Source organism: Candidatus Binatia bacterium (assembly GCA_023150935.1).
Classification (GTDB): Bacteria; Desulfobacterota; Binatia; order HRBIN30; family HRBIN30; genus JAKLJW01.
In genome coordinates, this window is record JAKLJW010000001.1 from 373252 (window position 1) to 396639 (window position 23388).

General features: G+C 67.0%; 22 protein-coding genes. 13 read left to right on the forward strand and 9 right to left on the reverse strand.

Annotation, left to right across the window (positions count from 1 at the left end):
* Window positions 1-12: 12 nt before the first annotated feature.
* Complete coding sequence (locus L6Q96_01605) at window positions 13-1155, reverse strand: acyl-CoA/acyl-ACP dehydrogenase (GenBank protein ID MCK6553273.1); 1143 nt, start codon at window positions 1153-1155, stop codon at window positions 13-15.
* A gap of 176 nt (window positions 1156-1331) precedes the next feature.
* Between L6Q96_01605 and L6Q96_01610 the strand changes: the two genes are divergently transcribed.
* Window positions 1332-2783: an aspartate aminotransferase family protein gene (locus tag L6Q96_01610; protein MCK6553274.1), complete on the forward strand. Its 1452-nt coding sequence runs from the start codon at window positions 1332-1334 to the stop codon at window positions 2781-2783.
* On the opposite strand, the gene L6Q96_01615 is transcribed toward L6Q96_01610, so the two are convergent.
* A complete protein-coding gene (locus L6Q96_01615) occupies window positions 2762-3655 on the reverse strand; it encodes an NAD(P)-dependent oxidoreductase (protein MCK6553275.1) in 894 nt (297 codons plus the stop codon). The two genes, L6Q96_01610 and L6Q96_01615, sit on opposite strands and share 22 nt — an antisense overlap.
* A 287-nt stretch (window positions 3656-3942) precedes the next feature.
* Between L6Q96_01615 and L6Q96_01620 the strand changes: the two genes are divergently transcribed.
* Together L6Q96_01620 and xsc are read left to right on the forward strand one after the other, a co-directional pair.
* The gene (locus L6Q96_01620) at window positions 3943-4812 is read left to right on the forward strand and encodes an SDR family oxidoreductase (protein ID MCK6553276.1); all 870 of its coding nucleotides are present in this window, start codon (window positions 3943-3945) and stop codon (window positions 4810-4812) included.
* Between the two features lie 2 nt (window positions 4813-4814).
* The gene (gene xsc / locus L6Q96_01625; GenBank protein ID MCK6553277.1) at window positions 4815-6539 is read left to right on the forward strand and encodes a sulfoacetaldehyde acetyltransferase; all 1725 of its coding nucleotides are present in this window, start codon (window positions 4815-4817) and stop codon (window positions 6537-6539) included.
* Between the two features lie 48 nt (window positions 6540-6587).
* Here xsc and L6Q96_01630 read toward each other — a convergent pair whose 3' ends face one another.
* Both L6Q96_01630 and L6Q96_01635 read right to left on the reverse strand, forming a co-directional pair.
* A complete protein-coding gene (locus L6Q96_01630; GenBank protein MCK6553278.1) occupies window positions 6588-6920 on the reverse strand; it encodes an FUN14 domain-containing protein in 333 nt (110 codons plus the stop codon).
* 115 nt (window positions 6921-7035) lie between these two features.
* Entirely contained in the window at window positions 7036-7791 is a 756-nt protein-coding gene (locus L6Q96_01635; protein MCK6553279.1) for an urease accessory protein UreH, read from the reverse strand.
* A gap of 263 nt (window positions 7792-8054) precedes the next feature.
* Between L6Q96_01635 and L6Q96_01640 the strand changes: the two genes are divergently transcribed.
* From L6Q96_01640 to L6Q96_01655, 4 genes are all read left to right on the forward strand, one after another.
* Complete coding sequence (locus L6Q96_01640; GenBank protein ID MCK6553280.1) at window positions 8055-8492, forward strand: hypothetical protein; 438 nt, start codon at window positions 8055-8057, stop codon at window positions 8490-8492.
* Window positions 8493-8631: 139 nt separating this feature from the next.
* Window positions 8632-9270 (forward strand): NAAT family transporter, encoded by a 639-nt coding sequence (locus L6Q96_01645; GenBank protein MCK6553281.1) that lies wholly within the window; start codon window positions 8632-8634, stop codon window positions 9268-9270.
* A gap of 131 nt (window positions 9271-9401) precedes the next feature.
* Window positions 9402-9632 carry a zinc ribbon domain-containing protein gene (locus tag L6Q96_01650; protein ID MCK6553282.1) on the forward strand — a complete coding sequence of 77 codons (231 nt, stop codon included), beginning with the start codon at window positions 9402-9404 and terminating at the stop codon, window positions 9630-9632.
* A 38-nt stretch (window positions 9633-9670) separates the two neighbouring features.
* On the forward strand, window positions 9671-10417 hold the full coding sequence (locus L6Q96_01655) for an arginyltransferase (protein ID MCK6553283.1): 747 nt from the start codon (window positions 9671-9673) through the stop codon (window positions 10415-10417).
* On the opposite strand, the gene L6Q96_01660 is transcribed toward L6Q96_01655, so the two are convergent.
* From L6Q96_01660 to L6Q96_01680, 5 genes are all read right to left on the reverse strand, one after another.
* Window positions 10390-11490, reverse strand: coding sequence for a hypothetical protein (locus tag L6Q96_01660; GenBank protein ID MCK6553284.1), 1101 nt, complete (start codon window positions 11488-11490; stop codon window positions 10390-10392). The genes L6Q96_01655 and L6Q96_01660 overlap by 28 nt on opposite strands.
* Before the next feature lie 120 nt (window positions 11491-11610).
* On the reverse strand, window positions 11611-12036 hold the full coding sequence (locus tag L6Q96_01665; protein ID MCK6553285.1) for a hypothetical protein: 426 nt from the start codon (window positions 12034-12036) through the stop codon (window positions 11611-11613).
* Between the two features lie 115 nt (window positions 12037-12151).
* Window positions 12152-13045 carry a hypothetical protein gene (locus L6Q96_01670; GenBank protein MCK6553286.1) on the reverse strand — a complete coding sequence of 298 codons (894 nt, stop codon included), beginning with the start codon at window positions 13043-13045 and terminating at the stop codon, window positions 12152-12154.
* A gap of 82 nt (window positions 13046-13127) precedes the next feature.
* Complete coding sequence (locus L6Q96_01675) at window positions 13128-14222, reverse strand: hypothetical protein (GenBank protein ID MCK6553287.1); 1095 nt, start codon at window positions 14220-14222, stop codon at window positions 13128-13130.
* A 442-nt stretch (window positions 14223-14664) separates the two neighbouring features.
* Window positions 14665-15291 carry a hypothetical protein gene (locus L6Q96_01680; protein ID MCK6553288.1) on the reverse strand — a complete coding sequence of 209 codons (627 nt, stop codon included), beginning with the start codon at window positions 15289-15291 and terminating at the stop codon, window positions 14665-14667.
* Window positions 15292-15877: 586 nt separating this feature from the next.
* Here L6Q96_01680 and L6Q96_01685 point away from each other — a divergent pair.
* The 6 genes from L6Q96_01685 (at window position 15878) to L6Q96_01710 (ending at window position 23339) form a co-directional block, all read left to right on the forward strand.
* Window positions 15878-16351, forward strand: a complete 474-nt coding sequence (locus L6Q96_01685) for a hypothetical protein (GenBank protein MCK6553289.1) — start codon at window positions 15878-15880, stop codon at window positions 16349-16351.
* Window positions 16352-16466: 115 nt separating this feature from the next.
* On the forward strand, window positions 16467-18035 hold the full coding sequence (locus L6Q96_01690) for a hypothetical protein (GenBank protein ID MCK6553290.1): 1569 nt from the start codon (window positions 16467-16469) through the stop codon (window positions 18033-18035).
* A 59-nt stretch (window positions 18036-18094) separates the two neighbouring features.
* Window positions 18095-19183 (forward strand): metal ABC transporter substrate-binding protein, encoded by a 1089-nt coding sequence (locus tag L6Q96_01695; GenBank protein MCK6553291.1) that lies wholly within the window; start codon window positions 18095-18097, stop codon window positions 19181-19183.
* Between the two features lie 93 nt (window positions 19184-19276).
* The gene (locus L6Q96_01700) at window positions 19277-20032 is read left to right on the forward strand and encodes a metal ABC transporter ATP-binding protein (protein MCK6553292.1); all 756 of its coding nucleotides are present in this window, start codon (window positions 19277-19279) and stop codon (window positions 20030-20032) included.
* Window positions 20029-20874, forward strand: a complete 846-nt coding sequence (locus L6Q96_01705) for a metal ABC transporter permease (GenBank protein MCK6553293.1) — start codon at window positions 20029-20031, stop codon at window positions 20872-20874. The genes L6Q96_01700 and L6Q96_01705 overlap by 4 nt, the downstream gene beginning before the upstream one ends.
* A gap of 47 nt (window positions 20875-20921) precedes the next feature.
* A complete protein-coding gene (locus L6Q96_01710) occupies window positions 20922-23339 on the forward strand; it encodes a hypothetical protein (GenBank protein MCK6553294.1) in 2418 nt (805 codons plus the stop codon).
* Window positions 23340-23388: the final 49 nt, after the last annotated feature.

Here is a 23388-nt window from a genome sequence, read left to right on the forward strand (position 1 = left end):
TCTCCTCTTCGTTCAGGCGTAAGGCTGTGCGGCAGGATGCGAGGTGTCGGGGGCCGTCGCGGCGAGCAACTCGATCAAGCGTTCGCGCCACTGATCGGCACTGCCCAGAATGGTGCCGAGCAACTTGGCGCGGCGATAGAACAGGTGGCAGTCGTACTCCCAGGTGAAGCCGACACCGCCGTGCATTTGCACGATTTCCCGGCTGGCGAGGTCGAAGGCGTCCGTCGCCGTGATCCGACAACCGCAGGCGGCGGTGGGCAGGTCGGGACTCGCGTTGCTGAGCGCCCAGGCGCCGTAATAGGCGTTCGATCGGGCCAGCTCGATCTCGACGTAGAGATCGGCCATCCGATGCTTGAGCGCCTGGAACGAGGCCACCGGCCGGCCGAAGGCGTAGCGGCCCATGGTGTACTCGCGAGTGATCTCGAACGCGCGTTGCGCGCCGCCCAGTTGCTCGAACGCCATGAGCACCGCGGCGCGATCGAGGAGGGCTTGCGCGCGTTCCCAGCCGCGCCCCTCGGGTCCGAGCACGGTGGCCGGCGCGTTGTCGAATTCGAGCACTGCCATGGAACGACTCGGATCGAGCGAGTGTAACGGTCTCCGCTTAACGCCCGGCCCGGTGAGGTCCGCCAGCACCAGCGACAGGCCGTGCTCGGTGCGGGCCGTCACGACCGCGAAGTGAGCGACGTCGCCGTCGAGCACGGGCATCTTGGTGCCGGAGAGGCGTCCTGCGGAAAGAGTTGCCGAAACGCTGCTGGGTCCCTGACGCCCGGGGCGTTCGGCGTGTGCGAACGTTCCGATTGCCTCGCCGGAGGACAGCCTGGGCAGGTACTGCTTCTTCTGCGCATCGGTGCCGTCCAGGACGATGGCCTCCGTTGCCAGGTAGACGCTGGACGAAAAGGGAATCGGAGCGAGGGCGCGGCCGATCTCCTCGGCGATCACGGCGAGTTCGAGGTGCCCCAGCCCGGCACCGCCATATTCCTCGGGAATCGCGGTTCCGAGCCAGCCGAGTTGGGCGGCACCTCGCCAGAGCGTGTCGGAGCAGGGTGTGTCCGATTCCAGCACGGCGCGACACACGCTGAGGGGCGCGTGCTCCTCGAGAAACTCGCGCGCGGTAGTCCGCAGCATCTTCTGGTCGTCGGAGAAATCGAAGTTCATATGCCTCCCCGGGGTTTGCGTCAGGACGCCGCCGCTCGCTGCCCACGCTGCTTATATCAGTGCATCTCTGTGTCAATGGGATCCCGCTCGCGGCGCTCGTGCCGGGTCCGGTTGCCACCCACGGTCGCATCCGATAAGCCCACGGCGCGCGAGAGCGAACCGCAGAGGAGGCCGCGATGAAGATTCCCGCCCAGGGACTGCCCCGAGACGAGCTGTTCGCGAAGCTCGAAGCGTTCCGTGCCAATGACATGCCGTGGCGCGACGGCCGCACGTGGGCGTACGTTTACGACCCCGGCGCGGAGGCGGAGTCGGTCATCAAACAGGCATATACCATGTACCTCTCGGAGAACGCGCTCGACCCGACCGTGTTCCCGAGCATGCTCCGGCTGGAAGCCGAACTCGTCGCCATGGCCGCCGCGCACCTGCGGGGCGATGAGAACGTTGTCGGCAACTTCACCAGCGGAGGGACCGAAAGTCTGATTCTTGCCGTCAAGACCGCGCGTGACTTCAATCGCGCCAGGCGCCCGCACATCGGTGTGCCCGAGATGGTGCTGCCGATCACGGCGCACGCCTCCTTCCAGAAGGCCGGGCATTACCTCGACGTCAAACCGGTCATGGTTCCCGTCGATCCCCAGACCTTCCGCGCCGACCCCGCGGCGATCCGGCGCGCTATCACGCCCAACACCATCCTGCTGGTCGGCTCGGCGATCTCCTACGCGCACGGCGTCGTGGACCCGATCCGCGAGATCGGGCAGATCGCCCTCGATCACGACCTGTTGCTGCACGTCGACGGCTGTATGGGCGGGTTCCTGCTGCCTTACTTCAGGCGGCTCGGGGCACCGGTGCCGGACTTCGAGTTCAACGTACCCGGGGTGACGTCGATCTCGATGGACTTCCACAAGTACGCGTTTGCGGCAAAGGGAGCCTCGGTAATCCTGTACCGCAACAAGGAGCTGCGAAGACACCAGATCTACGCCTGTTCGAACTGGACGGGTTACACGGTCATCAATCCGACGGTGCAGAGCACGAAGTCGGGCGGTCCGCTGGCGGCGGCGTGGGCGGTTCTGAACTTCTTCGGCGATGCCGGTTACATGGAGATCGCCCGTCAGGTGCTTGAGGCCACCCGGCGCATTGCCGACGGGGTCGAGAAGATCGAGGAACTGCGTCTGCTCGGACGGCCGGACATGAACCTGGTTGCGTTCACGTCCGACTCGGTCAGCGTATTCCACATCGTCGACGAGATGAGGCAGCGGGGATGGTTCGTGCAGCCGCAACTCGGGTTCGACTCTTCTAAGGAGAACATCCACCTCTCGGTCAATCCGGCGAGCGTGCGCTGGGTCGAGCCGTTGCTCGCCGATCTGCGGACCTGCGTCGAGGAGGCGCGGGCGTTGCCCTCGGGGGAGACGGCAGCGCAAGTGCGCGAGCTGTTCGGGAGCGTCGACCCGGAGACGCTGACGGACGAGACCTTCGCGCAGATGCTGGGTATGGCAGGTGTGCAGGGAACGGCGCTGCCGGCCCGGATGGCCGGGATCAACGAGATGCTGAATGCGCTGCCGGCGAAGCTGCGCGAGCGCTTGCTGATCGAGTACCTGAACGACCTCATGCGCTATAGGGCGGAAGGGGAGTAGGCGAGGGCTTTGAGGCGAGCGATCAGGCTCGAGGTGTCCCAACGGCGGCCGCCGAGGGCCTGCACTTCGGCGTAGAACTGATCGACCAGCCCCGTCACCGGCAGGCTCGCTCCGTTGCGCCGCGCCTCGGCGAGCGCGAATCCGAGGTCCTTGCGCATCCAGTCGACCGCGAAGCCGAAGTCGAACCGGCCGTCGATCATCGTCTGCCAGCGGTTCTCCATCTGCCACGATTGGGCGGCGCCGCGCGAAATGACCTCGATCACCGTGGCGACGTCGAGGCCGGCGGCCTGCGCGAAGTGCAGGCCCTCGGCGAGCCCCTGCAGGAGGCCGGCAATACAGATCTGATTTACCATCTTGGCGAGTTGCCCGCTCCCGCTGGGACCGATGCGCTTGACGGTGCGGGCGTACGCGGCGATCGCCGGTGCGGCGCGTTCGAACGCCGTCGCCTCCCCTCCGATCATGACACTGAGGGCTCCGTTTTCCGCGCCGGACTGGCCCCCGGAAACGGGCGCATCGAGGAAGGCGATGCCCTTGCCGTCTGCCAGCGCGGCCAGGTCACGCGCGAGCGCGGCCGACGTGGTGGTGTGATCGACGAATACGGTGCCGGGGCGCATCGCGGCAAAGGCGCCCGTCGGTGCACAGGTCACGGCCCGCACGTCGTCGTCGTTGCCGACACAGGCGAAGACCAGATCGGCATCGCGCGCGGCAGCCGCGGGGGTGTCGGCCACGGCGCCGGCGTAGGCGGTCGCCCAGCGCTCGGCGCGGGCCCGGGTCCGGTTGAAAACGGTGACGCGATGGCCAGCGCGAGCCAGGTGCCCTGCCATCGGGTAACCCATGACTCCGAGACCGATGAACCCGACCGATTCTGCCATGTGCGCCTCCCTGGCGTGCCGGCGATGCGTGCGACGCGCGTGTGCAAAGTCGTAGCACCGCGGCCGCGGTCGACGGAAGCGGGCGCATCGATTGAAGCCCGGGGCAGGGCCCGACTTGACGCGAGCATCGCCAGTGTTCGATACAAGACTGCGGCCCGGGTCGAGCCCGGGCAAGACCCGACATTGGGATGGAGGATCGAATGCCGGAAACGACGGGCGGTGGGCCCGGCAGACACCTGCGCACGGAGCCGCCTGGCGGCTGGTGAGTGGGGCGGCGGGCGCTGCACGTGGGAACACACCGCGATTTCGCCGGCAAGGTGGTGGTGGTCACCGGCGCCGGCGGTGGACTGGGTAGTGCTTTCGCGCGGCGTTTTGCCCGGGCCGGCGCGCACCTCGGGCTACTCGACGTCGACGGCACCAAGCTCGGCGCCATTGCGGCCGAACTCGGCGAGCAGGGTGTGTCGCACATGGCGGTGCCGGGTGACGTCACCGACGAGACCGGGTGCCGCGCGGCCATCGGCGCGGTGCGCCGTGAGCTCGGGGGCATCGACGTGCTCGTCAACAATGCCGGGATCACGCATCGCAGCGCCTTCGCCGACACCGACGCGATCGTGTATCGGAAGGTCATGGGCGTGAATTTCTTCGGCCCGTTGTACTGCACGCAGGCGGCCCTCCCCAGTCTGCTCGAGCGGCGCGGCCTGATTATCACTATCACCTCGATCGCAGGCCTCGCCCCGCTGCTCGGGCGGACCGGCTACGCCGCCAGTAAGCACGCCTGCCACGGGCTCTTCGGTAGCCTGCGCGCCGAACTGCAGGGCACCGGGGTGGACGTCATGCTGGTCTGTCCGGGGTTTACGGCGACCGGTATTGCCAGGGCGGCGCTCGACGGCGACGGCAGTGTCACGCGGCATCCGCAGTCGACCGTCGGCCGCGTCGCCACGCCAGAGAGCGTGGCGGAAGCCGTCTTTCGCGGCGCCACCAGAAGCAAGCGTCTCCTCGTGCTCACGGGCGTGGGCAAGGCGACATATCTCATCAACCGGCTGGCCCCTGCTCTTTACGAGCGGTTGATGGCGCGTTCGCTGCGCCACGAGTTCGACCGCACGCCCGCCGCAGCCCCCGGCGCGCAGTCGAACGCCTCGCCGGCCACAAGGAAGTGATCATGCCGAGAATGACGACATCGGAAGCGTTGGTCGAAACGCTGGTGGCCGAAGGCGTACGGACGGTCTTCGGCATCGTCGGCAGCGCGTATATGGATGCACTCGACCTGTTCCCGGCCGCCGGTATCCGGTTCGTCTCGGTGGCGCACGAGCAGGCCGCCGCGCACGCCGCTGACGGTCTCGCGCGTGTAACCGGGCGCCCTCAGGCATGCATCGCGCAGAATGGGCCGGGGGTAGCCAACTTCGTGTCGGCAACCGCGGCGGCGTTCTGGGCGCACAGCCCGCTGGTCGTGCTCAGTCCGGAGACCGGCACCCTGGGCATCGGCACCGGCGGCTTCCAGGAACTCGACCAGATGCCGTGGTTTCAGGCCTGCACGAAGTACCAGGTGCGGGTGAACCGTCCGGAGCGTATGGCGGAGCTGGCGCGGCGCTGTTTCCAGATCGCCAAGGCCGAGATGGGGCCGACGCAACTGAACATTCCGCGGGATTACTTCTACGGGGAGTTCGACGCGGAGATCTTTCGCAGTCCCGAGGTCGAACGCGGTGCGGGGTCGGAGAGCGACCTTGCCGAAGCGGTGCGGTTGCTGGCGGCGGCGAGGTTCCCGGTGATCCTGTCCGGCGGCGGCGTGGTCATGGCCGACGGCGTCGAAGAGACGAAGGCGCTCGCCGAGTACCTGACCGCGCCGGTGGTCAGCACGTACCTTCACAACGACTCGTTTCCCTGGACGCACGCACTCGGCGTTGGGCCGATCGGCTACTGCGGCTCGCAAGCGGCGATGCGGATTCTGGCGCAGGCCGACGTTGTACTTGCGCTCGGCACGCGCCTCGGACCGTTCGGAACCCTGCCGCAGTACGGCATCGAGTACTGGCCAAAGCAGGCGAAGGTCGTCCAGGTCGATGCCGACCCGCGACAGCTCGGGCGCAGCCGGCGGGTCGATCTGGCGATTGCCGCCGATGCGCGGGCGTTTGCGGGAGCGCTCCTGGCGCGGTTGCGGGGTGCGCATGGGGCACGCGAGAAAGACGCCGCGCGCCTGGCCGTGGTCGAGCGCGAAAAAGGGGCGTGGCAGGCGGAGCTCGATCGCTGGGCGGCGGCGCCGTCGCGTCTCATGCACCCGCGCGCTTTCCTGACCGAACTGGCCGCCGCGCTCCCGGCGAACGCGGTCGTTACCACGGACGTCGGCAACACCTGCTCGATGGCGAACAGCTACGTGCGGCCCGCTAACCCGCGCCAGTTTCTAGCGGCGCTGAGCTGGGGCAACTGCGGAATTGCCTACGGGCTCGCACTCGGCGCCAGGGTGGGCCGTCCGGACCAGCCCGTCTTCGCGCTTCAAGGTGACGGCGCGTACGGGATCAGCGGCCTGGCCGAGGTGATGACGGCGGTGCGCGAAGCGATTCCGGTGATTGCAGTTGTCGCCAACAACAACCAGTGGGGAGCGGAGAAGAAGAACCAGATCGACTACTACGACAACCGCTTCGTCGGCACGAACCTGCAGAACCCGGACTTCGCACAGATCGGCCGCGATATGGGCGCCGAGGGGTACCGGGTCGAGCGTGCCGGCGACGTGCGCGAGGCGGTCGACGCCGCGGTGCGCAGCGGCCGGCCGGCAGTGATCGACGCCATCATTGACGGTGCCGCCGAGGTTCTGGCGGAGCCCTTCCGGCGCGATGCGCTAAAGCCGCCGGTGCGGCTGCTGGAGAAGTACAAACACCTGGCGGCGAGGGCCTGAGGGCCCTCAGGCCCCCATGACTGCCACGCAGAATGCCGAGCCAGGAAATCACCCGAGCTTGAAGCCGATGGCGAAGCCGGCGGCGAAGCCGCCGCCGAAGGGGAGATTCGCCGCCAGCATGTCCCACACACGCTGGGCCAGCGTCACGCCGCCTTCGTCGCTCCATGCCGCTTCGGCGGTGTGCTGCACATGTTCCCAGCGGACCTCGACGAAGCCGTAGTAGACCAGGACCTGGATCGCGATGAACAGCAGGCCGAGACCGAACGCTACCAGCTTGGTGAGCTTCTTGGCGGCGTAGCCGACAACGGCTCCCGCGACGCTACCGAACCCGAGGGGCGCGAGCGCGGGTCCGAAGAGTTGGTTTACGTCGAGGCCACCCATCCCGCTTTCCCAGCATGGCTCAGGCGTAGAGGTCAAGCCCTTCCGGGACCTGACGGGAGCGTGGTCGCGCCCGGGCACCGCCGCATCCCCGGGCGCGCGCCCAGCCGCGCTCCGCTCACAGGTTCCCCGGGGCCGCGATTTCGTAGGCCATCAGCAACCCGACCACAATGCTGAACAGGCCGGCGGCAGCCCGGACACCGTTATGCACGGCCGCGAAGCGCATCGCGCACATGCGGGCCGGTAAGCCGACGAGCAGACTCATTGCGAGCATCCCCCCCACCGAACCCATCCCGAAGACCGCAACGTACGCCATGCCGAGCCACGGCGACGGAATCGTCGACAGCACGAGTAACATCAAGGCCGCGCTCCCGGCGCCGCCGTGGAGCAGGCCAACCAACAACGGACGCGTTGCGAGGGACGGCGTGTGGTGCATACCGGAGGCCGGGTCGTTGGCGTCATCGTGCACGTGCGGGTGGAAGTGAATCTTCTTGCCATGGCGATGCGGGTGGGCGTGGACACGTCCGCCACGGAGCAATCGACGCAAGACGTTGGCGCCAAGGACAATGAGTACGGCCGCGACGCCGAGATCGAGCATGCGTGCGACCCGCGGGCCGATATCCAGGCCGACACCGATGACCAGCAAACCGGCAAGCAGCAGCGCCAGGGTATGGCCGATGCCCCACATCAGGCCCACCCGCGTGGAGCTTCCAAGGCTGCGATGTTCACTGACGATTGCCCACACCGCCGCGATGTGGTCGACATCCAGGGCGTGCCGTAGCCCGAAGAACAGACCGAGTCCGAGAACGGAAGGGGCCGAGAGTCCCTCCGCAAGCGGCGCCAGGAGTACACCCAGCATCGTCGTAACCAGCATTGCCGTCCGCCTCCCGCAGCCGTACCTTCCCGGACGCCGAACTGGCCACACCCTCGCAGAGGAGGGGCGTGGAGTACAACTCCGGGCTGTCGTCCACGCGTTGCCGTCGCGCGCCCGGGAGCAGCGGTAACCTCCGGCCACCGGCGCCGTTGCGCCGATCGGCGCCAGCACATGTTCCCGCCTTCGCGGTTTCGAAGGGCGCCGAAACGTGAGAAAAAGGCGGCAGGAGGATTTTCGCTACTCCCTCCCGGAGGTGGCCTGTGATGCGCGCGCTGGTTCGTATGCTGGTCGTTCTCGCCGGCCTGGTCGGTCCCGCCGTCGCTTACGGGCAGGTGGGGCTGAAGCCGGGTGTTCCCATCGGTGTGCTGCTCGAAGGTTACCTCGGGCAGGGACCCGCCGGGGTAGTGCCGGTGGTTCGCTGGACAATCGAAGCGCAGAGGAAGACGTACACGTTCACGGCCACGAAGCTCGAGGTGCGCACCGGAAACACTTCGTATATGGACATCATTAACGCGCTCGACGGCTACCCCGTAAACCTGACCTTCTTCGGCGAGCAGCTCGGTCGGGTAATCGCCGCGGGGCCGGACACCAGGCTGAGTATTATCGGCAATATTCAGACCGGAGGCGGCGCTCGCTACCTGATCATCAGTTCTGTCACGGCCGAATCGGCGTCGACGCCCGCAGCGGGAAAGGGGTCGTGAGGCGGGCCGACTTCCCGGGGCCGACGGTCGAGTGCCCCGGGGTGGGAAGGGAAGGGCAGGCAAGTGCGCGTACCCACTGTCGCGACGCACCGGCGGCGGCCGTGGGTCGGCGCTTGCCCATGAAACCGTTTGCGCCGCGATGAGTTCCGTCGGCGATTCGGTCTCATTCCAGCATTACCTGCTGGGGTTGTTCGCGGTCGCGAACAACCTCTCCGCCCTCGGCCTTTTCCTCGGCATTTGTCAGGGCCGGCCCCGCGCCGAGCAACTCAAGCTCTGCAACATCGCCACGTTGACGGCATTCCTCACGATGACGGTCACGCTGGTCACCGGACAACTCATCCTCGAGTTCTTCGAGATCAGTCTGACCGCGTTCCGGATTGCCGGCGGGATCCTCCTGTGTACCTCGGGTATGGCCATGCTCAATGCCAAGCCGCAGCGCGTCGAAGATCAGGGAACGAACGACCTGTCGCGGGTGATCTCGGTGGCCATTATCCCCATCGGCATTCCCCTGACCACGGGGGGCGGGACGATTTCGACGATCATCCTGTTCTCGAGCCGGCTGACCGATTGGCCGGTGACGCTGCGTCTGTTCGCGGCGATCGTCGTCATGACCGGAATTATCTACCTGATCTTCCGGTACTCGACTGAGTTGTTGCACCTGCTCGGCCATCTTGGCATGAGCGCACTCGTCCGCATCATGGGATTGATCACCCTCGCGCTGGGCGTACAGTTCATTCTCAGCGGACTGGCGAAGTTCTTCCCCGGCCTTACCTCCTGACCCGCCGCGATCGAGACGCCTGGTTTCCTATGAAGCGCCGTCGGCGCGAAGCTTCCGGGCGCGTGCGGATTCCACCTCGCTTCGGCCGCTGCTATCAAGCGTAGTGTACCTTGAAGGCTGGGGAGGACTGCATGCCTATTTACGAGTATCGGTGTCATGGTTGCGGCAGGGTTTTCGAGGAGTTGACCCTGTCGGCGGGGACGGCGATCGAGGTGCGTTGCCGGCACTGCGACGGCACGGACGTCGCGCGCCTGTTGTCGCCTTTCGCGGTTGGCGCCAACGATCCCGCGGCGGCGGCGATCGAGGCCGGTCCGTGTGGCGGCTGCGGAGCCGCGCAGCGGGGCGCGTGCGGTATTGAGTAACCACCCGGGTTGCGCGACCCTCGATATGGGAGCATACGGTGCGCCGCCTAACTGCCGATCCCCCGGAATGGTTGGTCCACGACGGCCTGTCGGCGTGTGTGTATCTCCCGGGCGAGACCGCACGGCTGCCGCTGCGTATGCCGGCCCGGATGCTGAACGCGCGGGATCTCGCAGCGCGCCTGGCCGCGGGTGACCGGCGTCAGGGAGTGCTGCTTTATCGACCCAGTTGCCCGACCTGCCGAGCTTGCGAGCCGATCCGGATCGACGTCGACCGTTTCGTTCCCGACCGGACGCAAAGGCGCGTGTGGCGGCGCGGCGAGGCTCTGATCGAAACCCGCGTGCAGCGGCCCGAGGTGACCGCCGAGAAGGTCCGCCTCTATAATCGACACAAGGCCGAACGGGGTCTGCTGGTGGGAACCGACCTGCTCGATGCCCCGGAATACGAGCAGTTCCTGGTCGAGACTTGTGCGAACACGCTGGAACTCGTTTACCGCGTGAATGGCGCCTTAGTCGGGGTCGCAGTGGCGGACCGTGCCGCAGACGCGCTTTCCGCGGTTTATTGCTTCTTCGATCCGGATCGGTCGGGTCTGAGTCCGGGGACCTATTCGATCCTCAAACAGATAGAACTCTGCCGGGCCTGGGGCCTGCGCTACCTCTATCTCGGCCTGTATGTGGGTGCCTGCCGCGCGCTCGCTTACAAGGCTCGCTACGTTCCGCACGAGCGCCTGGTGGCCGGCGAGTGGTGCCGCTTCGAGGGTCATCCGCCGTTGCCTTCGCACACGTAGCTCGCCAGCAGGCGCGCCGCGTGCTCGGCGCCGGATACGTCGGCGCCCGGTGCCGGCGGTGACGAGTTCCATGCCCTGTCTAACGCGGCTTCCCAGCGGCCGGCGCGCAGGTCGGCATTGCTGACGAAAGCGTGCTGCAGGTGACGTCGAATGGCGTCCACCAGCACGGGGTATTCGGCGAAGCGGCCGCGGTCGGTGTAGACCATCGGTGTCCCGCTGGCGATGCAGTCGGCGACGATGCCGTAGCCGGGCTTGGTGATTACCGCGTCGACGGCGGCGACGAGGTCTTCGTAACGAAGGCCCGCTGCCGCCATCTGCGCGTTGGACACGTAAGGGCAGGGCGGTGCGCTCCCGGCGGCGGACTGGGTGGTGAGGTAGGTTACGCCGCGCCGTTCGACGACACGCGCGAGATCGAGTCCAATGCCACCGAAGGAGAGCAGCACGATGCGGTCATGGTGCGGCAGTCCGAGGCGGCGGCGGACCTCGGCGCGGGGGACCGTGGCATGTCGGGCTACGGCGGGAAGGTCGCGAATGCGGGGGAAGGCGGCCAGATCGCCGTGCCATGGCAGGCGGAGCAGGAGCGTGGCACGCGCGTACGATGCGCGCAGCGCACCGATCGCGTCGCGAAAGCCGGGCAAATTGCGAGCGTAGTCGGCGTATATCCAGTCCCACGAGAAGTTGGCCATGCCGATGCCCGGAACGTCGAGTTCGGCGGCCACGTCGAAGGCCAGTGCGGGAATGTCGGCCAGAACGGCGGCAGGGCGAAGGTGCGCTACCGCGGCGACCTCGGCGGCCACGACCTCGGGTGCGCGAGCGAGGAATGCCGTCGCCGCAACCAGCGTCGCCTCCGGGTCGAGGGAGAGGCTGTCGTGCTGGACAACGCACACATCGAGAGCCACGGCGGCGGACGCGAATGGTTCGCCGAGTTCGGCGCGCAAGAACCACAGCGGCACGGGAGTGCGCAATACGAGCGGCACGTCGGGGCGCAGGCGGCGGAATGCGCGCAGGACCGTACACACCCGCACGGCATGACCGAAGCCGTGCCCGGAGACGTAGACGAGCAGCGAACGCACGCGCCAACCCTAGCGGCAAAGTCAATCTAATGGCCATGGGCCGCCGTGGTGAACCCCGATTGTCCGCGGTTGCTACCGTCGGCCCGCGGCCGGTCGCGTCGCGCGGCTGTGGGGTTGAGGTCAGTGCGCCGTGACGTTGGCCCCGACGGTTTCCAGGGAGATAAGCGGTCGCGAGGTACCGAAGCGGTCGCGCAGATCCTCGAACCGATGTTCCTGCTCGATCGCGTCGACGCCCTGCGTCTGGTCGAGGATGACCATCAGGTGGGGGCGGCCACGGGAGTCGTCGAAGCACACGGTCGAGTGGGTTTGATGGGTGCAGGTCGTTCCCGGGTCCAGGAAGCGGACACCGGCGATGGCGTGGCAGCAAACGTGGGCGTGGATGCTGGACTGGCACCAGTGAGCCCACCCGTCGACGACTTCGAGGTTTTCGATGTTACCGAGTATCTCGGCGAAGCCCACGGCGTTGCGGAGCACGAAGCGGACGTGCCCAAGGCGGCGGCAGGCTCTCAGGACGTCCTCGGTGAATTCGACACGCGTATCGGACATACGATCCTCCTTCCGCAGATGATATTGATAATCATTTTCATTTGTCAAGCGGCCACCGTTTTCTTTGTGCCGTCGCTCTCGGGGGCCGCCGCAACGACAACAATGGGTGTTGCCGTCAGCTCGGGTCTCGCTCGTCCCGCTCGATGAACGCGCAGGCGAGAACGGCGTCCACATCCCTCGCGTCGAGTGCGCCGTCGGCGATCGGGTCGACCCCACACGCCGTGGAAGGCCTGCCCAGAGACGCCACCGCGGCGACGAAATCCGCGCCGCTCACGGCGCCGTCGCAGTTGGCATCGCAGCCGGCAAGTCCCACCACGGTCGGGGTGGCCGATGGGATTGGCAGCGGCGTTATGGTGGGCGACGGGGTCGTGGAGGGCGAGGCGGTGGCGCCGTTCGTCGGCGTCGGGGCCATGCTGGCCGACGGCGACGGCGAAGGACTCGCCGAAGGAGAGGGGGCCTGGGTCTCCGTTGGCGTGGGCTCGCGACTGCCATTGCTCAGCGAAAGCACGAAGACCTCGGATGGCTCGTAGAAACGCGAGGTCGTCGTCAGGCGAAAGCGGACCTTGAAGGTGCCCCGTTGGCCCCGCTGTACCGCAACCTGCCAGGACGGATGGAGGTGAATGCCTGGCGCGGTGCCGATAGTCGCCCGTGCTCCCGCGGAGTTGAGAACGCTACTGCCCACCTTGACCGAGACGCCCGGATCCAGCGCGACGATTTCCATCGTCACCTGAGTGCGATCGCGAAGCAGGAAGAAACCCTGTGCGGGACGATCGCTCGCAGCAACATTGAAACCCGGATTGGTGTTCCCGTACAGGCAGCGGTCGGCGACACAGATACTCTCGAAGACCTCAGTCGGGGTCGAGAAATCGTAGTCCACGGTCAGCGTCCCACCGCGCGCCATGGTGGAAAAGAGCAACATGTCGGCATGCGTGGCCTGGCCGCACGCACGGTCCGGCGCGAGAGTCAGCCCCGCCAATAGAATAGCGACAAGTGGCAGTCGGCGATTCATCGATTTCATCCTCGCACTCTGAGACCGGCGAACCGCCCGGGAGGGCACAGTGCCCGCCCGGGCGGCTGTCAGCCGGCCTCGGTCAGTCGGTGGCTTGCGCCATCTTGAGGCAGCCAAAGGCGGCAATGACGTCGTCTTCGGCTGAGCAGTCGTGTTCGTCCGCGCAGGCAGCGCCGTCGCTCGGGCCGCCGACGCAAGTCCCCGCCGGACATTCGCCACCGAGAATCTCCCCGAGGCGTTCGACGGAGTTGCTGTAAGTGGAACCGATCAACTCATCGACCCGGCAGCTTGCCATCCCGACATGCGTTTGGACGGCGCTATCGGTGAATGGGGTGGAAGAGCTGCTCAGGGGGCCGCACTTCTTGGCGATGCTGGCGAGGGTCTTCGCCTGCACCGCGGCGATCTTGCCGATGAGCGACTTCGGATCGCCGGGATTCAAATCGCAGACCGCAGCCGCCGACTCGGCGGACTTGCCGAGGCCCTCGACGGCAAGGACCGCGTCGAAGCACTTGCTCATAAGCCCGTGCTTCTTCGCCCAGAACTTGCGGATTTCCTTGGTGACCGTCTTCTGGCAGTTGACGGCCTGCTTCTTCGCGTCGTCGGTCGCCAGTGGATCCGCCAGTGCGGAAAGGGGGGGCAGGTAGCCGTTCGACACCCGCAGCGTGTAGACGGCGGAATTTCCGTACCCCGACCCCTTGAAACGGAACGAGAAGCGCCCCTCGCCGAAGGAGTTGGCATCGGCGAGGATGCCGAGCTGGAACGTTGGATGCAGGTGCAGGCTCGACAGCTCCGGATCGGGGTGGTCGTGCGTGGCGATCGCCGCAAGGTCGCCGACCGCGCTGAGCGTGGTCGCGTTAACCTTGAGGGAGATATTCGGATCGATGTCAGTCAACTCCAGAGTAACCGTCGTCCCCAGATTCAGGCTGAAGATGTCGGGTGGCTCGTCCGCCGCCGGCATGAAGCCCGGATCGGTGGTGTCGAAGAGGCCGGGAAACGCGCCGTTGTCGCTCACGGCGACGACGGGTCGTCTGTCCAGCGGGTACTCGAGCGTGAGGTTGCCCCCTCCACTTGCGGTCGACCCGATGGTCAGGTCTCCGTGCGCATGTTGTGCGACAGCCGGGCGCACGCCCAGCGTCAGGAGCGCGCACGCCCCCATGATGACTCCACGGTGGTTCATGGATCCTCCAGTTTACGGTAGTTCGGTTGTCGTCGTGCCGGGTCGGGCGTCGTGGCCGGCCCGGCGGGCTCAGATGACCCCGCAGACGGCCGGGCGGGGTGGGGCCCGAGATCGGGACGCCGGCCGCGCGGGGAAGACCGGAGGGGCCGTGGACCGCTCCTGGATATCGCCGTGTGCGCGCCCGAGACCCTCGACGTGAACGGGAGCGGCCCGGTCCGCTGGCACGTGACGGACGATGTGGCACAGCGCACAGTCGATGTCGCGCGCGGGATTCGCCCCGACGGAATGCGCGATGCCCACGCACACGGCACCGAGGTGCGCGAGCAGAACGAAAACCGCGACGAGCCCATGAAGGCGCGGCGCGCCGGTCGCGCACCACGTCGCCGGGAGGCGAGGTACTTCGCGTCTCCTCATCGAGCCCTATTCCCGTCCTTGCGGGCGGTCACTCTCCGGGTGGGCTGCCGGCGGTGGGTCTGAACAGGAGGGTGTACAACTCCGACTCTGCATATTCGGCCGCGGTCGTCGTTACCCGGAACGACATGGTGAACGTTCGCAACCGGTCGTCGGGGTCGTCAACGGCGACCTGCCAGGCTCCGTGCGCGTGGAGATTCGGTGTCGGAGGCAGGGCAACGGATTCGCCGGGCTCGTCGAGCAGCACGCCCTCGATGAAGAGGCTCGTGCCGGGGTCGACCGCAACCACCTCGAAGCGCAGCGTCACGCCGAGGTTCAGCGCGTAGAACCCTTCGTCCGGCTCGTCGTTCTCCAATGCCCCGAAGCCCGGAGACTCGCTGCTGTACACGGCCACGCCGCCTTCGCAGTTGCTGCCGCTGCCGCCGAAACACTCGCTGAAGTACACCGGCACGACCGCGGCGAAGTCGTAGTCCACCGCCAGAGCCCCGCCCCCGCGGGCGGTCGATGCCATCGAGAGATCGAGATGGGAGTCCTCGAAAAATGCGGCGGGGGGCGGACCCGGACCGCACGCCGCCGCGAGACCAAATAGGGCGAGAACGACGACCCCACGCCGACGGCGTCGTGGCGGCACGATCATGGGACGAACCTGTGAGCGCATCTGAAGTCTCCACTGAACATCGCTCGCGTCTGTTGGCATGCCAGGCATGCCTCGGCAACGCGCGGCTAGCTGTCTGAGTTGGGGCGGCAAGCGCCGCCAGCCCATTTTGTCCGGACCTGCTCCCGTCCGAGACTCGTATGCACTTCCGGTGCAGTCCCGAGTTGCAGCGCGGGAGCCGCTTCCGCGGCAATCAGCGAGAGCTATTCGGGGGGCCCCGGGGCGCGTGTTGCGCCGTGGGTGGCGCCGCGACCGGCGCGAGGTCTCGAAACGAGGCGTCCTCTATCCCGGGGACTGGAGCGACAACGGCAGTGGCCGGTGCGGCCACTGCCGGGGTAGCCTTCACCCATCGGCAAGCGGCACAACTGTGTTGGGCCGCAGGGTCCCCCGCGTGGGTGACCGCATGTGCGGCACTTACGCAGACCAGGCCAAGAAAGACCGTTGCGATGAAGGCGGCCACCGCCCGGTGCCGTGTCGGTCCGCAGCGCATAGACTTTGGCGCGGCTACATGGCCGGCCTGTCAAAGTCAAGGGGATCGCTGAACGAGACCCCGGAAAGAGAAGAGCCGGTTAATGCCTAAAGAAAGACCTTGACGCTGCGGTTGGCGCTCTGTTACACGGCGATGGACTTACGAATGAAGGTCTCCCCGCACTCGTATCCGGTCCGGCGACGCTGCCATGCGGCGGTCCTGGCCGTTGTGTTCGCGTTGTCCGGGGTTGTCGGTCACCGCGGTGCTTCCGGCTCCCACGGGTCATGTGCGGATGCCGTCGATTGCCCCGACGTTCATGCGGCGATGGCGCTGGTACAGCCCGTGGCCGTCCCCCCCGCTTCGAATCTGGTGGCCCACGCATCCGGCCATCCCCATCGTGGCGGGTCGCACGATGCCAGGCACTGCCCCGCATGCCGGAGCCTGCAGCACTCTACGGTTGCCCTCGCCGCGGCGGCCATCGGGCTTTCTGCGCTGCCGGAGCCGACGGCTGCCGACACCGGCGACCAAAGCGCGCGGTTCCGCGATCGCGCTCGCGGCGCCAGCGTTCCCCGCGCACCGCCGGTGACGGCGTAGTTCCTCCCCGAGTCCAGCAACATTCCGAGCCGATGGCGGGAATGGCGCGCACCCAGCGCGCGCTTTGTCCCTCCAACGACGGGTAACGCAGTGCGCACGCAAGGAGAGCCGGCGCATGGGAAATTGTAAACTCGCGGCGTACGCGGGGTTCGCGATCTTCGTTACGACCGTACTTGCAGCGGTGCCCGACCGCGGCATGGCACAACCGACGCAGCAGGAGGTGGACACGCTCAAAGAGGAGATCCGCCGCCTGCGTGAGCAGGACAGCGAAACCAGGCGGAAGCTTGAAGCGCTCGAGCGGCAGATCGAGAAACTTCAGGTCGCACCCGTAACGGCGCCCGCCGCCCCGGCGGCACCCGCCGTTACGGCGACGGACGACGCGGCGCGGCGCGCCCTCGACCTAGCGATCGGCGAACTGCCGGCGCCACAGGTGCCGACCGCCGACCTCTGGAGCCGGCAGATCGGGGCCGCGAACCTCCGACTCATGGAGATTGCGTTCGACGCTATCGTCGCCGGTGGCAGTTCGACGGCGACCGACGACGAGATTCGCGTGCTCGAAGGTGGCGCCCACGACCCGAAAAGACGCGGCTTCACCTTACAGCAGGCGGAACTGTCGCTTGCCGGCGCCGTGGATCCTTACTTCTCCACTTTCGCGTTCATCGTCTTCGGCACCGACTACGTCGAACTCGAAGAAGCCTATTTTCTATCCTCGTCGCTACCCTACGGGTTGCAGCTCAAAGGCGGCTATTACCTGACCGAATTCGGGCTGATTAACCCGACGCACTCGCACGCGTGGGCCTGGGTCGACCAGCCCGTCGTCAACACGCGCATGTTCGGGGGCGACGGCCTGCGCACACCAGGATTCCGGCTTGGGTGGCTGGCCCCCTTACCCTGGTACTCTGAAGTCGATCTCGGAGTTCAGGCTCCGAACGACGGACTCGTCGTGAGCTTCATTTCCGACCCGGCGGTCGGCGGCCGGCCGGCAGTGCCGCGCGAAGTATCGCACCTGTACGATCTGCTCTACTCCGCGCGCCTGTACAACGCCTTCGGCCTCGGCGACAACACGATGCTGCTACCGGGACTCAGTTTTGTCAGCGGTCCGAACAGTACGGGCGATGGCGGTCAGACGTTCATCTTTGGCGCCGACCTCAAGCTGCGGTGGCGTCCGGCGGAGAACTTCCGCGGCTGGCCTTTCTTTGTCTGGCAAACAGAGGCGATGTCGCGCGCCTACACTGCCGACTGGTATTTGGCCGGTACCGAGCTGGCCGACGGCGGGGGCGGCCACTCGCATGATGGACACAACCACGGCGGCGGTGAGGAGCCGACCGACGAGGACCCGTTCCCCAATAACCTGCCTGGCGGCATACTGCGCGACTGGGGGCTCTACACGCAGATTCTTTACGGCTTTCGCAACCCGTGGGCGGGCGGCCTCCGGTTCGAATACGCCGACGCCAGCGGGGACAGTGTGGCTGACGGAGATCTGGTGCCATCGCGCACAACGCCCTTGCGCGGTCTGCGGTATCGGGTCTCACCCTTGCTGATCTGGCAGCCGACCGAGTTCTCGCGCTTTCGGCTGCAGTACAACTGGGATTACACGCCCTGGCTGCCGGGAAGCGGTACGGCTAACTCGGTGTGGTTGTCGGCGGAAGTGCTGATTGGCGCGCACCCGGCGCACACCTACTGAGCACGAAGGCCGGGAGCTGAAGTGCGAGCTGCGGAATGTCGAGAGCATGGAGTTCCAACATGAATGACGCGACAGGGAGTTACGGCGGCGGGCGGAGACGGTGGAGTCGTGCAGTGTTGTGGGCCGGCGTTGTGGTGCTGGCGGCCAGTGTGTCCCCCGTCGCCGGGCGGGCGGAGTCCACGTTGCCGCCGCTCAAAGTGGTAGCGACCACGCCTGACCTGGGCAGTCTGGTGCAGGCCGTCGGAGGCGACGACGTCGGCGTTACCGTCCTCGCCAAGGGGCCCGAGGACCCGCACTTTGTCGAGGCCAGGCCGAGTTACATCAAGGCCCTGAGCGAGGCCGATCTGTACTTGCAGATCGGCATGGGACTGGAGGCCGGTTATGTGCCCTTGCTTCTCCAGAATGCGCGCAATGCCCGCGTCCTGCCCGGGGCCGGCGGTTACGTGGACGCCTCCGCCGCAATAACGCCAATGCAGGTCCCGACCGGCCTGGTCGATCCGTCGATGGGCGACGTACATCCGTTCGGGAATCCCCATTACCTGCTCGATCCGATAAACGGCTTGAACGTTGCCCGGTTGATCCGAGACAACCTCGCCCGCATTCGCCCCGAGCGGGCGGCGCATTATGCCGAGCGGTATGCGATGTTGGAGAAGGCCATCGGGGCATCGCTCGTCGGGGAAGAGTTGGCGGCCAGGTACGATCCCCAGAAACTGGCGCGGCTCTTCGAGTACGGCAAGCTCGATGCGTTTCTCGCCCAGCAGGGCGACGCCAACAAGCTCGGCGGCTGGCTCGGGCGGCTGGCACCGTACCCAGGTACCAGGGCGGTTGACGACCACAACATGTGGCCCTACTTCGGCAGGCGTTTCGGCATCGACATCGTTGGACATCTCGAACCGAAGCCCGGCATCCCGCCGACCACCAGTCATCTGAAAGATCTTGTCCAGCTCATGCGGGCGCAGAACGTGAAGTTGATCTTTGCCGCTCCATATTACGACCCGCGGCACGCGCGGTTCGTCGCCGAGGCGACCGGCGCCAGGACCGCGTACCTGGCGCACCAGGTCGGCGGCAGGCCGGGAACGGACGATTACCTCCAAATGATCGACTTCAACGTTCGCACCGTGGCGGATCTGCTGCACGGGGGAAGCTGAGGCTGGTGCGTTGCCTTTGTGGTGTACCGCGCTCTCGGCTACAGGACGACAGGTGGCGATAGTGCGACGAAGCCGTCGGGGCATGGACCCGTCATGAGCACGGAGCGGGAGGTACTCTTGCACGCGCGCGCGCTCGCCGTGGGGTACGGGCGAACGCCGGTGCTGCGTGACGTCGACATCGAGATCAGGCGGGGCGACTTCTGGTGCCTGCTCGGTCCGAATGGAACCGGCAAGACGACCTTGTTGCGAACGCTGCTCGGACTCCTCCCGCCGCAAAGCGGCGAGGTGTGGCGGGCTCCCAATGCCGGCGACAGCACCCACATCGGTTTCGTACCGCAGCGCTGCGAGCTCAACCCCCATGTGCCGACGACGGTGCGGGAGTTCGTCCAGCTCGGCACCGTGGGTCTCGGCCTGGGCCGGGCCGAAGCGCAGCGGCGCCTTGCCTGGGCACTAGAGCGGGTCGGTCTCGGGCAACTGGTCGCGGCGGGCTACTGGGCGCTGTCCGGTGGCCAGCGCCAGCGCGCTTTGCTGGCCCGGGCGCTGGTACGTGCCCCGAACGTTCTGTTGCTCGACGAACCGACCAACGGTCTCGATCCCGCCGTCGAAGCGGCGTTTCTCGGTTTGCTCTTCGAGCTCCAGCGCAGCGAGGCGCGCGCCATCGCCTTCGTTACGCACGACCTCGGCATTGCCGCGGCGCATGCGACGCACGTAGCGCTGTTCCACGACGGACGAGTGCTCGCCGGCGCTCGCGCCGAAGTGCTCACCGCCGACAACCTCGAGTGCATCTACGGGATCCACTTGCCGGACGAGGTGCTGTTGCCGGTCGCTTCATTGGGGGGGCACCATTGATCGCCGACTTCCTCGCTTCCTGGCCGCTGTTTCAGCACACGTATCTGGCCGGCTGGCTGATTGGCGTCGTCCTGGCTCTGATTGGGGTGGTGGTGGTGGCGCGGGACCAGATCTTCCTCGGGGCCGCGGTCTCGCAGGCATCGATGCTCGGTATCGCCGTGGGGATGCTATTCGGCAGCGCTTCCGGGGCAAGCGATTGCTCCTGGTGCCGTTCGGACTGGGCGCTGTCGGTGTGGGGCGGGTGCTTTGCGGTGGTCGGGGCTCTGGCCCCAAGTGTCATTCGTGGCGAGAGCACCGAGGCGGTGACGGGATGGGTGTTCATCACCGGCGCGAGCCTGGCGATTGTCCTGATGGCCCACAGCCCGCACGGCCTCGAGGATATCCACCGTCTGATGTCGAGCACTATCATCGGCGCGACGGCTGAGGACGTCGCGGCGTTTGCGCTCCTGACTCTGGCGGCGGTGGGGGTTCTCGTGGCGACCTTGCCGCGGGTGCTGTTGCTGGTGCTCGACCCGGAGATGGCGGCGGCCGTAGGCATGCGGGTGGAGGTATGGGAGCGGGTTCTCTCCGTGGTGTTCGGCGTCGCCGTTGGCGTTTCGATCCGGGTGGCCGGGATGGTCTACGCGTTCGCCTGTCTGGTTCTGCCGGCGCTGGTTGCGCGCAACGTCTGCCGTGAGGTGCGGAGCATGTTCCTGGTGGCGCCGCTGGTCGCCCTCGTCTCGGGGATGGTTGCTTTCGTGCTGGCCAACCACCACGACCTCCCTCCGGGACAGGTTGGAGCGGCGTTACTTGCCGGCGGGGTGGCGCTGTCGTGGGTCGTGCGGGCGGTGCGGCCCGTCTGAGCGCGCAAGCGCTTGCCGGCAGACGGCCGCTTGCCTAGAAGGCGCGGGTGGCAATGGACTGGGGGGATCGGTTTGCTCGTTACGGATGGCTGGTCGGCCTGGCGGCGATCGCCGCGGCGCAGACTGCTATCCGCGTTTGGCCGGCGAGCAGCCTGGCGACCGCGGTGTTTCTCGGGGCCGCGATCGCATTGGCCTTCATGCTGCCGCGCCCTCAGGTGGCCGCTGTCGGTGCGGACCCGGACTGTGGCAGCGCGCGACGGCCCGGTGGCTGGACGCTTCTGGCGCTGGTATTCGGCGCCACCTCCGTTTGCGGTGCTTCGGTCCTGCTGACCTTCGACTGGCGAAGCTACGTCGGTCCGGGCTGGCTGGGCATGCTGGTCGGCGTGAGCGCCCTCAGCCTCGGTTTGCGTCACTGGGATGTGGCGTGCCGGCGGCGTTTGCCTCTGTCTCGATGGGAGTGGGGATGCCTCGCGCTCCTGCTCGGTATAGGGACCTGGCTGCGGTTTCACGATTACGCCTCCTTCCCAACGCCGTTCTCGACCCATGCCATCGAGGAGCAGCAGACCGGCTTGACTGGCGCCGAGATTCTCAAGGGTTTGCGGCCCTGGGAGTACCCGCTCGATACGTATCTGGTCGCGCTTGCCCAGGCACTGAGCGCGGCGCCGACATTCCTGACCATCCGCGTCCCGACGACCATTGCCAGTGCGCTGACCATCGTCCCGGCTTACCTGCTGCTGCGCCAGCTCGTGCGGCCACCGGCGGCCGCGGCGGCGACGTTCCTGTTCGCCGTGTCGAGCTGGAACCTGATCTACAGCCGAATCGCCCACAACATCTTCATGCCCAACCTGTTCGTCGTCGCCGCCTTCGCGCTGGCGACCGACTTTGCTCGTACCCGGCGAATCGCTCCCGTGCCGTGGCTCGGCTTGCTGTGCGGATACACGCTCTACGTGTACGCCGGCTATCGCGGTACGACGCTGCTCGTCGCGATTGCCCTGCTTGGCTGTTTCGGGTCCGACCTTTGGAAGAGATGGCGCCCGGCGGCCGCTTCGCAACCCGCGCGTCCGACACGGGATGCCGCGGCCGTAGCGCTGTTCCTCGCCGTGGTCGCCGCGGTTGCCGTGCCGCTGGTCGCGCACCTGGCGCAGGACAGCGCTCGCCCGCTCTACTACTTCGAGGCGGGCGGCCGTTCGCTCGCCAACAAGCAGTATTACACCGCGGATGTCGGCGCTTTTCTGACCCAGCGACTGACCCGGGTTCGAGAGACGGCGGCGATCTTCATGCACCGGGGCGACGGCTCGCTGACCTTCAACGATCCGGGGCGACCGATGCTCGATCCCATCACGGCGATTTGTTTCGTTGCCGGGTTGGCGATCGCTCTGAGATACCCGCGGGACGGCTTGAACGCGTTCTGGTTGCTCGTGTTCGTGGCCCTGTTGCTGGTCCTGACGGTGCTCGTCCAGAACCTCGACGTGCGGCGGCTGCAGGGCATCACGATTCTGGTGGCGATCTTTGCCGCGTTGTTTCTCGACGCGCTGTACGGCGAAGTGCTGCGGCTCGGGACGTTCGGAAGACGCTGCGCGGTGGCGCTGGCCACGGTGGCGGCGGTCGGTGTGTTGGGCTGGACGTACGATCTCTATTTCCATCGCATGGCCCGCGACCCACGGGTGCGTCAGGCCATGAAGAATCATTACACGACGCTGATCGAGTACGGCCGTGGGCGCTATGAGCGCGACGGCGGCATCGCACGACATCTGTTGTTGCTGTCGTTGCCCCGGTGGTTCTTCAAGCCGGGCTACTACTATGGCTCGCACTACCACTGGCTGCACCGGCCGTACATGGCAGGCAGCGACCTCGGCGATCTGAGCGAGGTGTTACCGCCGCGAGTCCTGCCGGAGGCCGATCGGCCTGTGAGTGTCGTCGTGCAGGCGCCGTTCGAACGCGTGGCGGCGGCAACGCTCCTGGAGGAGGTGTACCCCGGGACGAAGTGCACGCAGGTGGTCGACCCCGATATTCCGGCCGCCGCTTTCGCGGTCTGCGATCTTCCCGCCGTTTCGCAGGGGCGCCCGGTGCTCTCGACGTTGCGTGGACGGTACTGGCGGAGTGTCGATGACAGGGGCGCCCCGATCGTCGAACGCGACGAACCGTTTCTCGGCTATGCGTTCGTGCCGCCGGTGTGTCACGAGGGTAGCGGTGGCGAGCAGTGCCGGGCAGAGTGGCAGGGGACGTTCGAGGTGGGCACACCCGGGGATTACGAATTCCTGATCGAAACCCGCGGGCGCTCACGGGGCGAAGTGACCATCGACGGCGCTCCGGTCGCCGGACGCATGCACCTGAGTGCCGGTACGCACCGCGTCGAGGCGCGCGCGACGTTGCCGCGCGAGCTCGAATCGGGCCTGCGTCTGCTCTGGCGGCAGGACGGCGAGCCCGGCGTCGTCCCCTTCTACACCGTGGCGCCGCCACCTTGATCGGGCAACAGGTTCGATCGCGGCGGCGAGCGGGCCGCCGTGCCGTCCG

Coding starts and splice junctions, on each gene's coding strand:
- L6Q96_01605 (MCK6553273.1), bottom strand. CDS start 1,155: ATGAACTTCGATTTCTCCGACGACCAGAAGATGCTGCGGACTACCGCG.
- L6Q96_01610 (MCK6553274.1), top strand. CDS start 1,332: ATGAAGATTCCCGCCCAGGGACTGCCCCGAGACGAGCTGTTCGCGAAG.
- L6Q96_01650 (MCK6553282.1), top strand. CDS start 9,402: ATGCCTATTTACGAGTATCGGTGTCATGGTTGCGGCAGGGTTTTCGAG.
- L6Q96_01640 (MCK6553280.1), top strand. CDS start 8,055: ATGCGCGCGCTGGTTCGTATGCTGGTCGTTCTCGCCGGCCTGGTCGGT.
- L6Q96_01690 (MCK6553290.1), top strand. CDS start 16,467: ATGGGAAATTGTAAACTCGCGGCGTACGCGGGGTTCGCGATCTTCGTT.
- xsc (MCK6553277.1), top strand. CDS start 4,815: ATGCCGAGAATGACGACATCGGAAGCGTTGGTCGAAACGCTGGTGGCC.
- L6Q96_01670 (MCK6553286.1), bottom strand. CDS start 13,045: ATGAATCGCCGACTGCCACTTGTCGCTATTCTATTGGCGGGGCTGACT.
- L6Q96_01695 (MCK6553291.1), top strand. CDS start 18,095: ATGAATGACGCGACAGGGAGTTACGGCGGCGGGCGGAGACGGTGGAGT.
- L6Q96_01675 (MCK6553287.1), bottom strand. CDS start 14,222: ATGAACCACCGTGGAGTCATCATGGGGGCGTGCGCGCTCCTGACGCTG.
- L6Q96_01700 (MCK6553292.1), top strand. CDS start 19,277: ATGAGCACGGAGCGGGAGGTACTCTTGCACGCGCGCGCGCTCGCCGTG.
- L6Q96_01615 (MCK6553275.1), bottom strand. CDS start 3,655: ATGGCAGAATCGGTCGGGTTCATCGGTCTCGGAGTCATGGGTTACCCG.
- L6Q96_01635 (MCK6553279.1), bottom strand. CDS start 7,791: ATGCTGGTTACGACGATGCTGGGTGTACTCCTGGCGCCGCTTGCGGAG.
- L6Q96_01665 (MCK6553285.1), bottom strand. CDS start 12,036: ATGTCCGATACGCGTGTCGAATTCACCGAGGACGTCCTGAGAGCCTGC.
- L6Q96_01645 (MCK6553281.1), top strand. CDS start 8,632: ATGAGTTCCGTCGGCGATTCGGTCTCATTCCAGCATTACCTGCTGGGG.
- L6Q96_01630 (MCK6553278.1), bottom strand. CDS start 6,920: ATGGGTGGCCTCGACGTAAACCAACTCTTCGGACCCGCGCTCGCGCCC.
- L6Q96_01680 (MCK6553288.1), bottom strand. CDS start 15,291: ATGCGCTCACAGGTTCGTCCCATGATCGTGCCGCCACGACGCCGTCGG.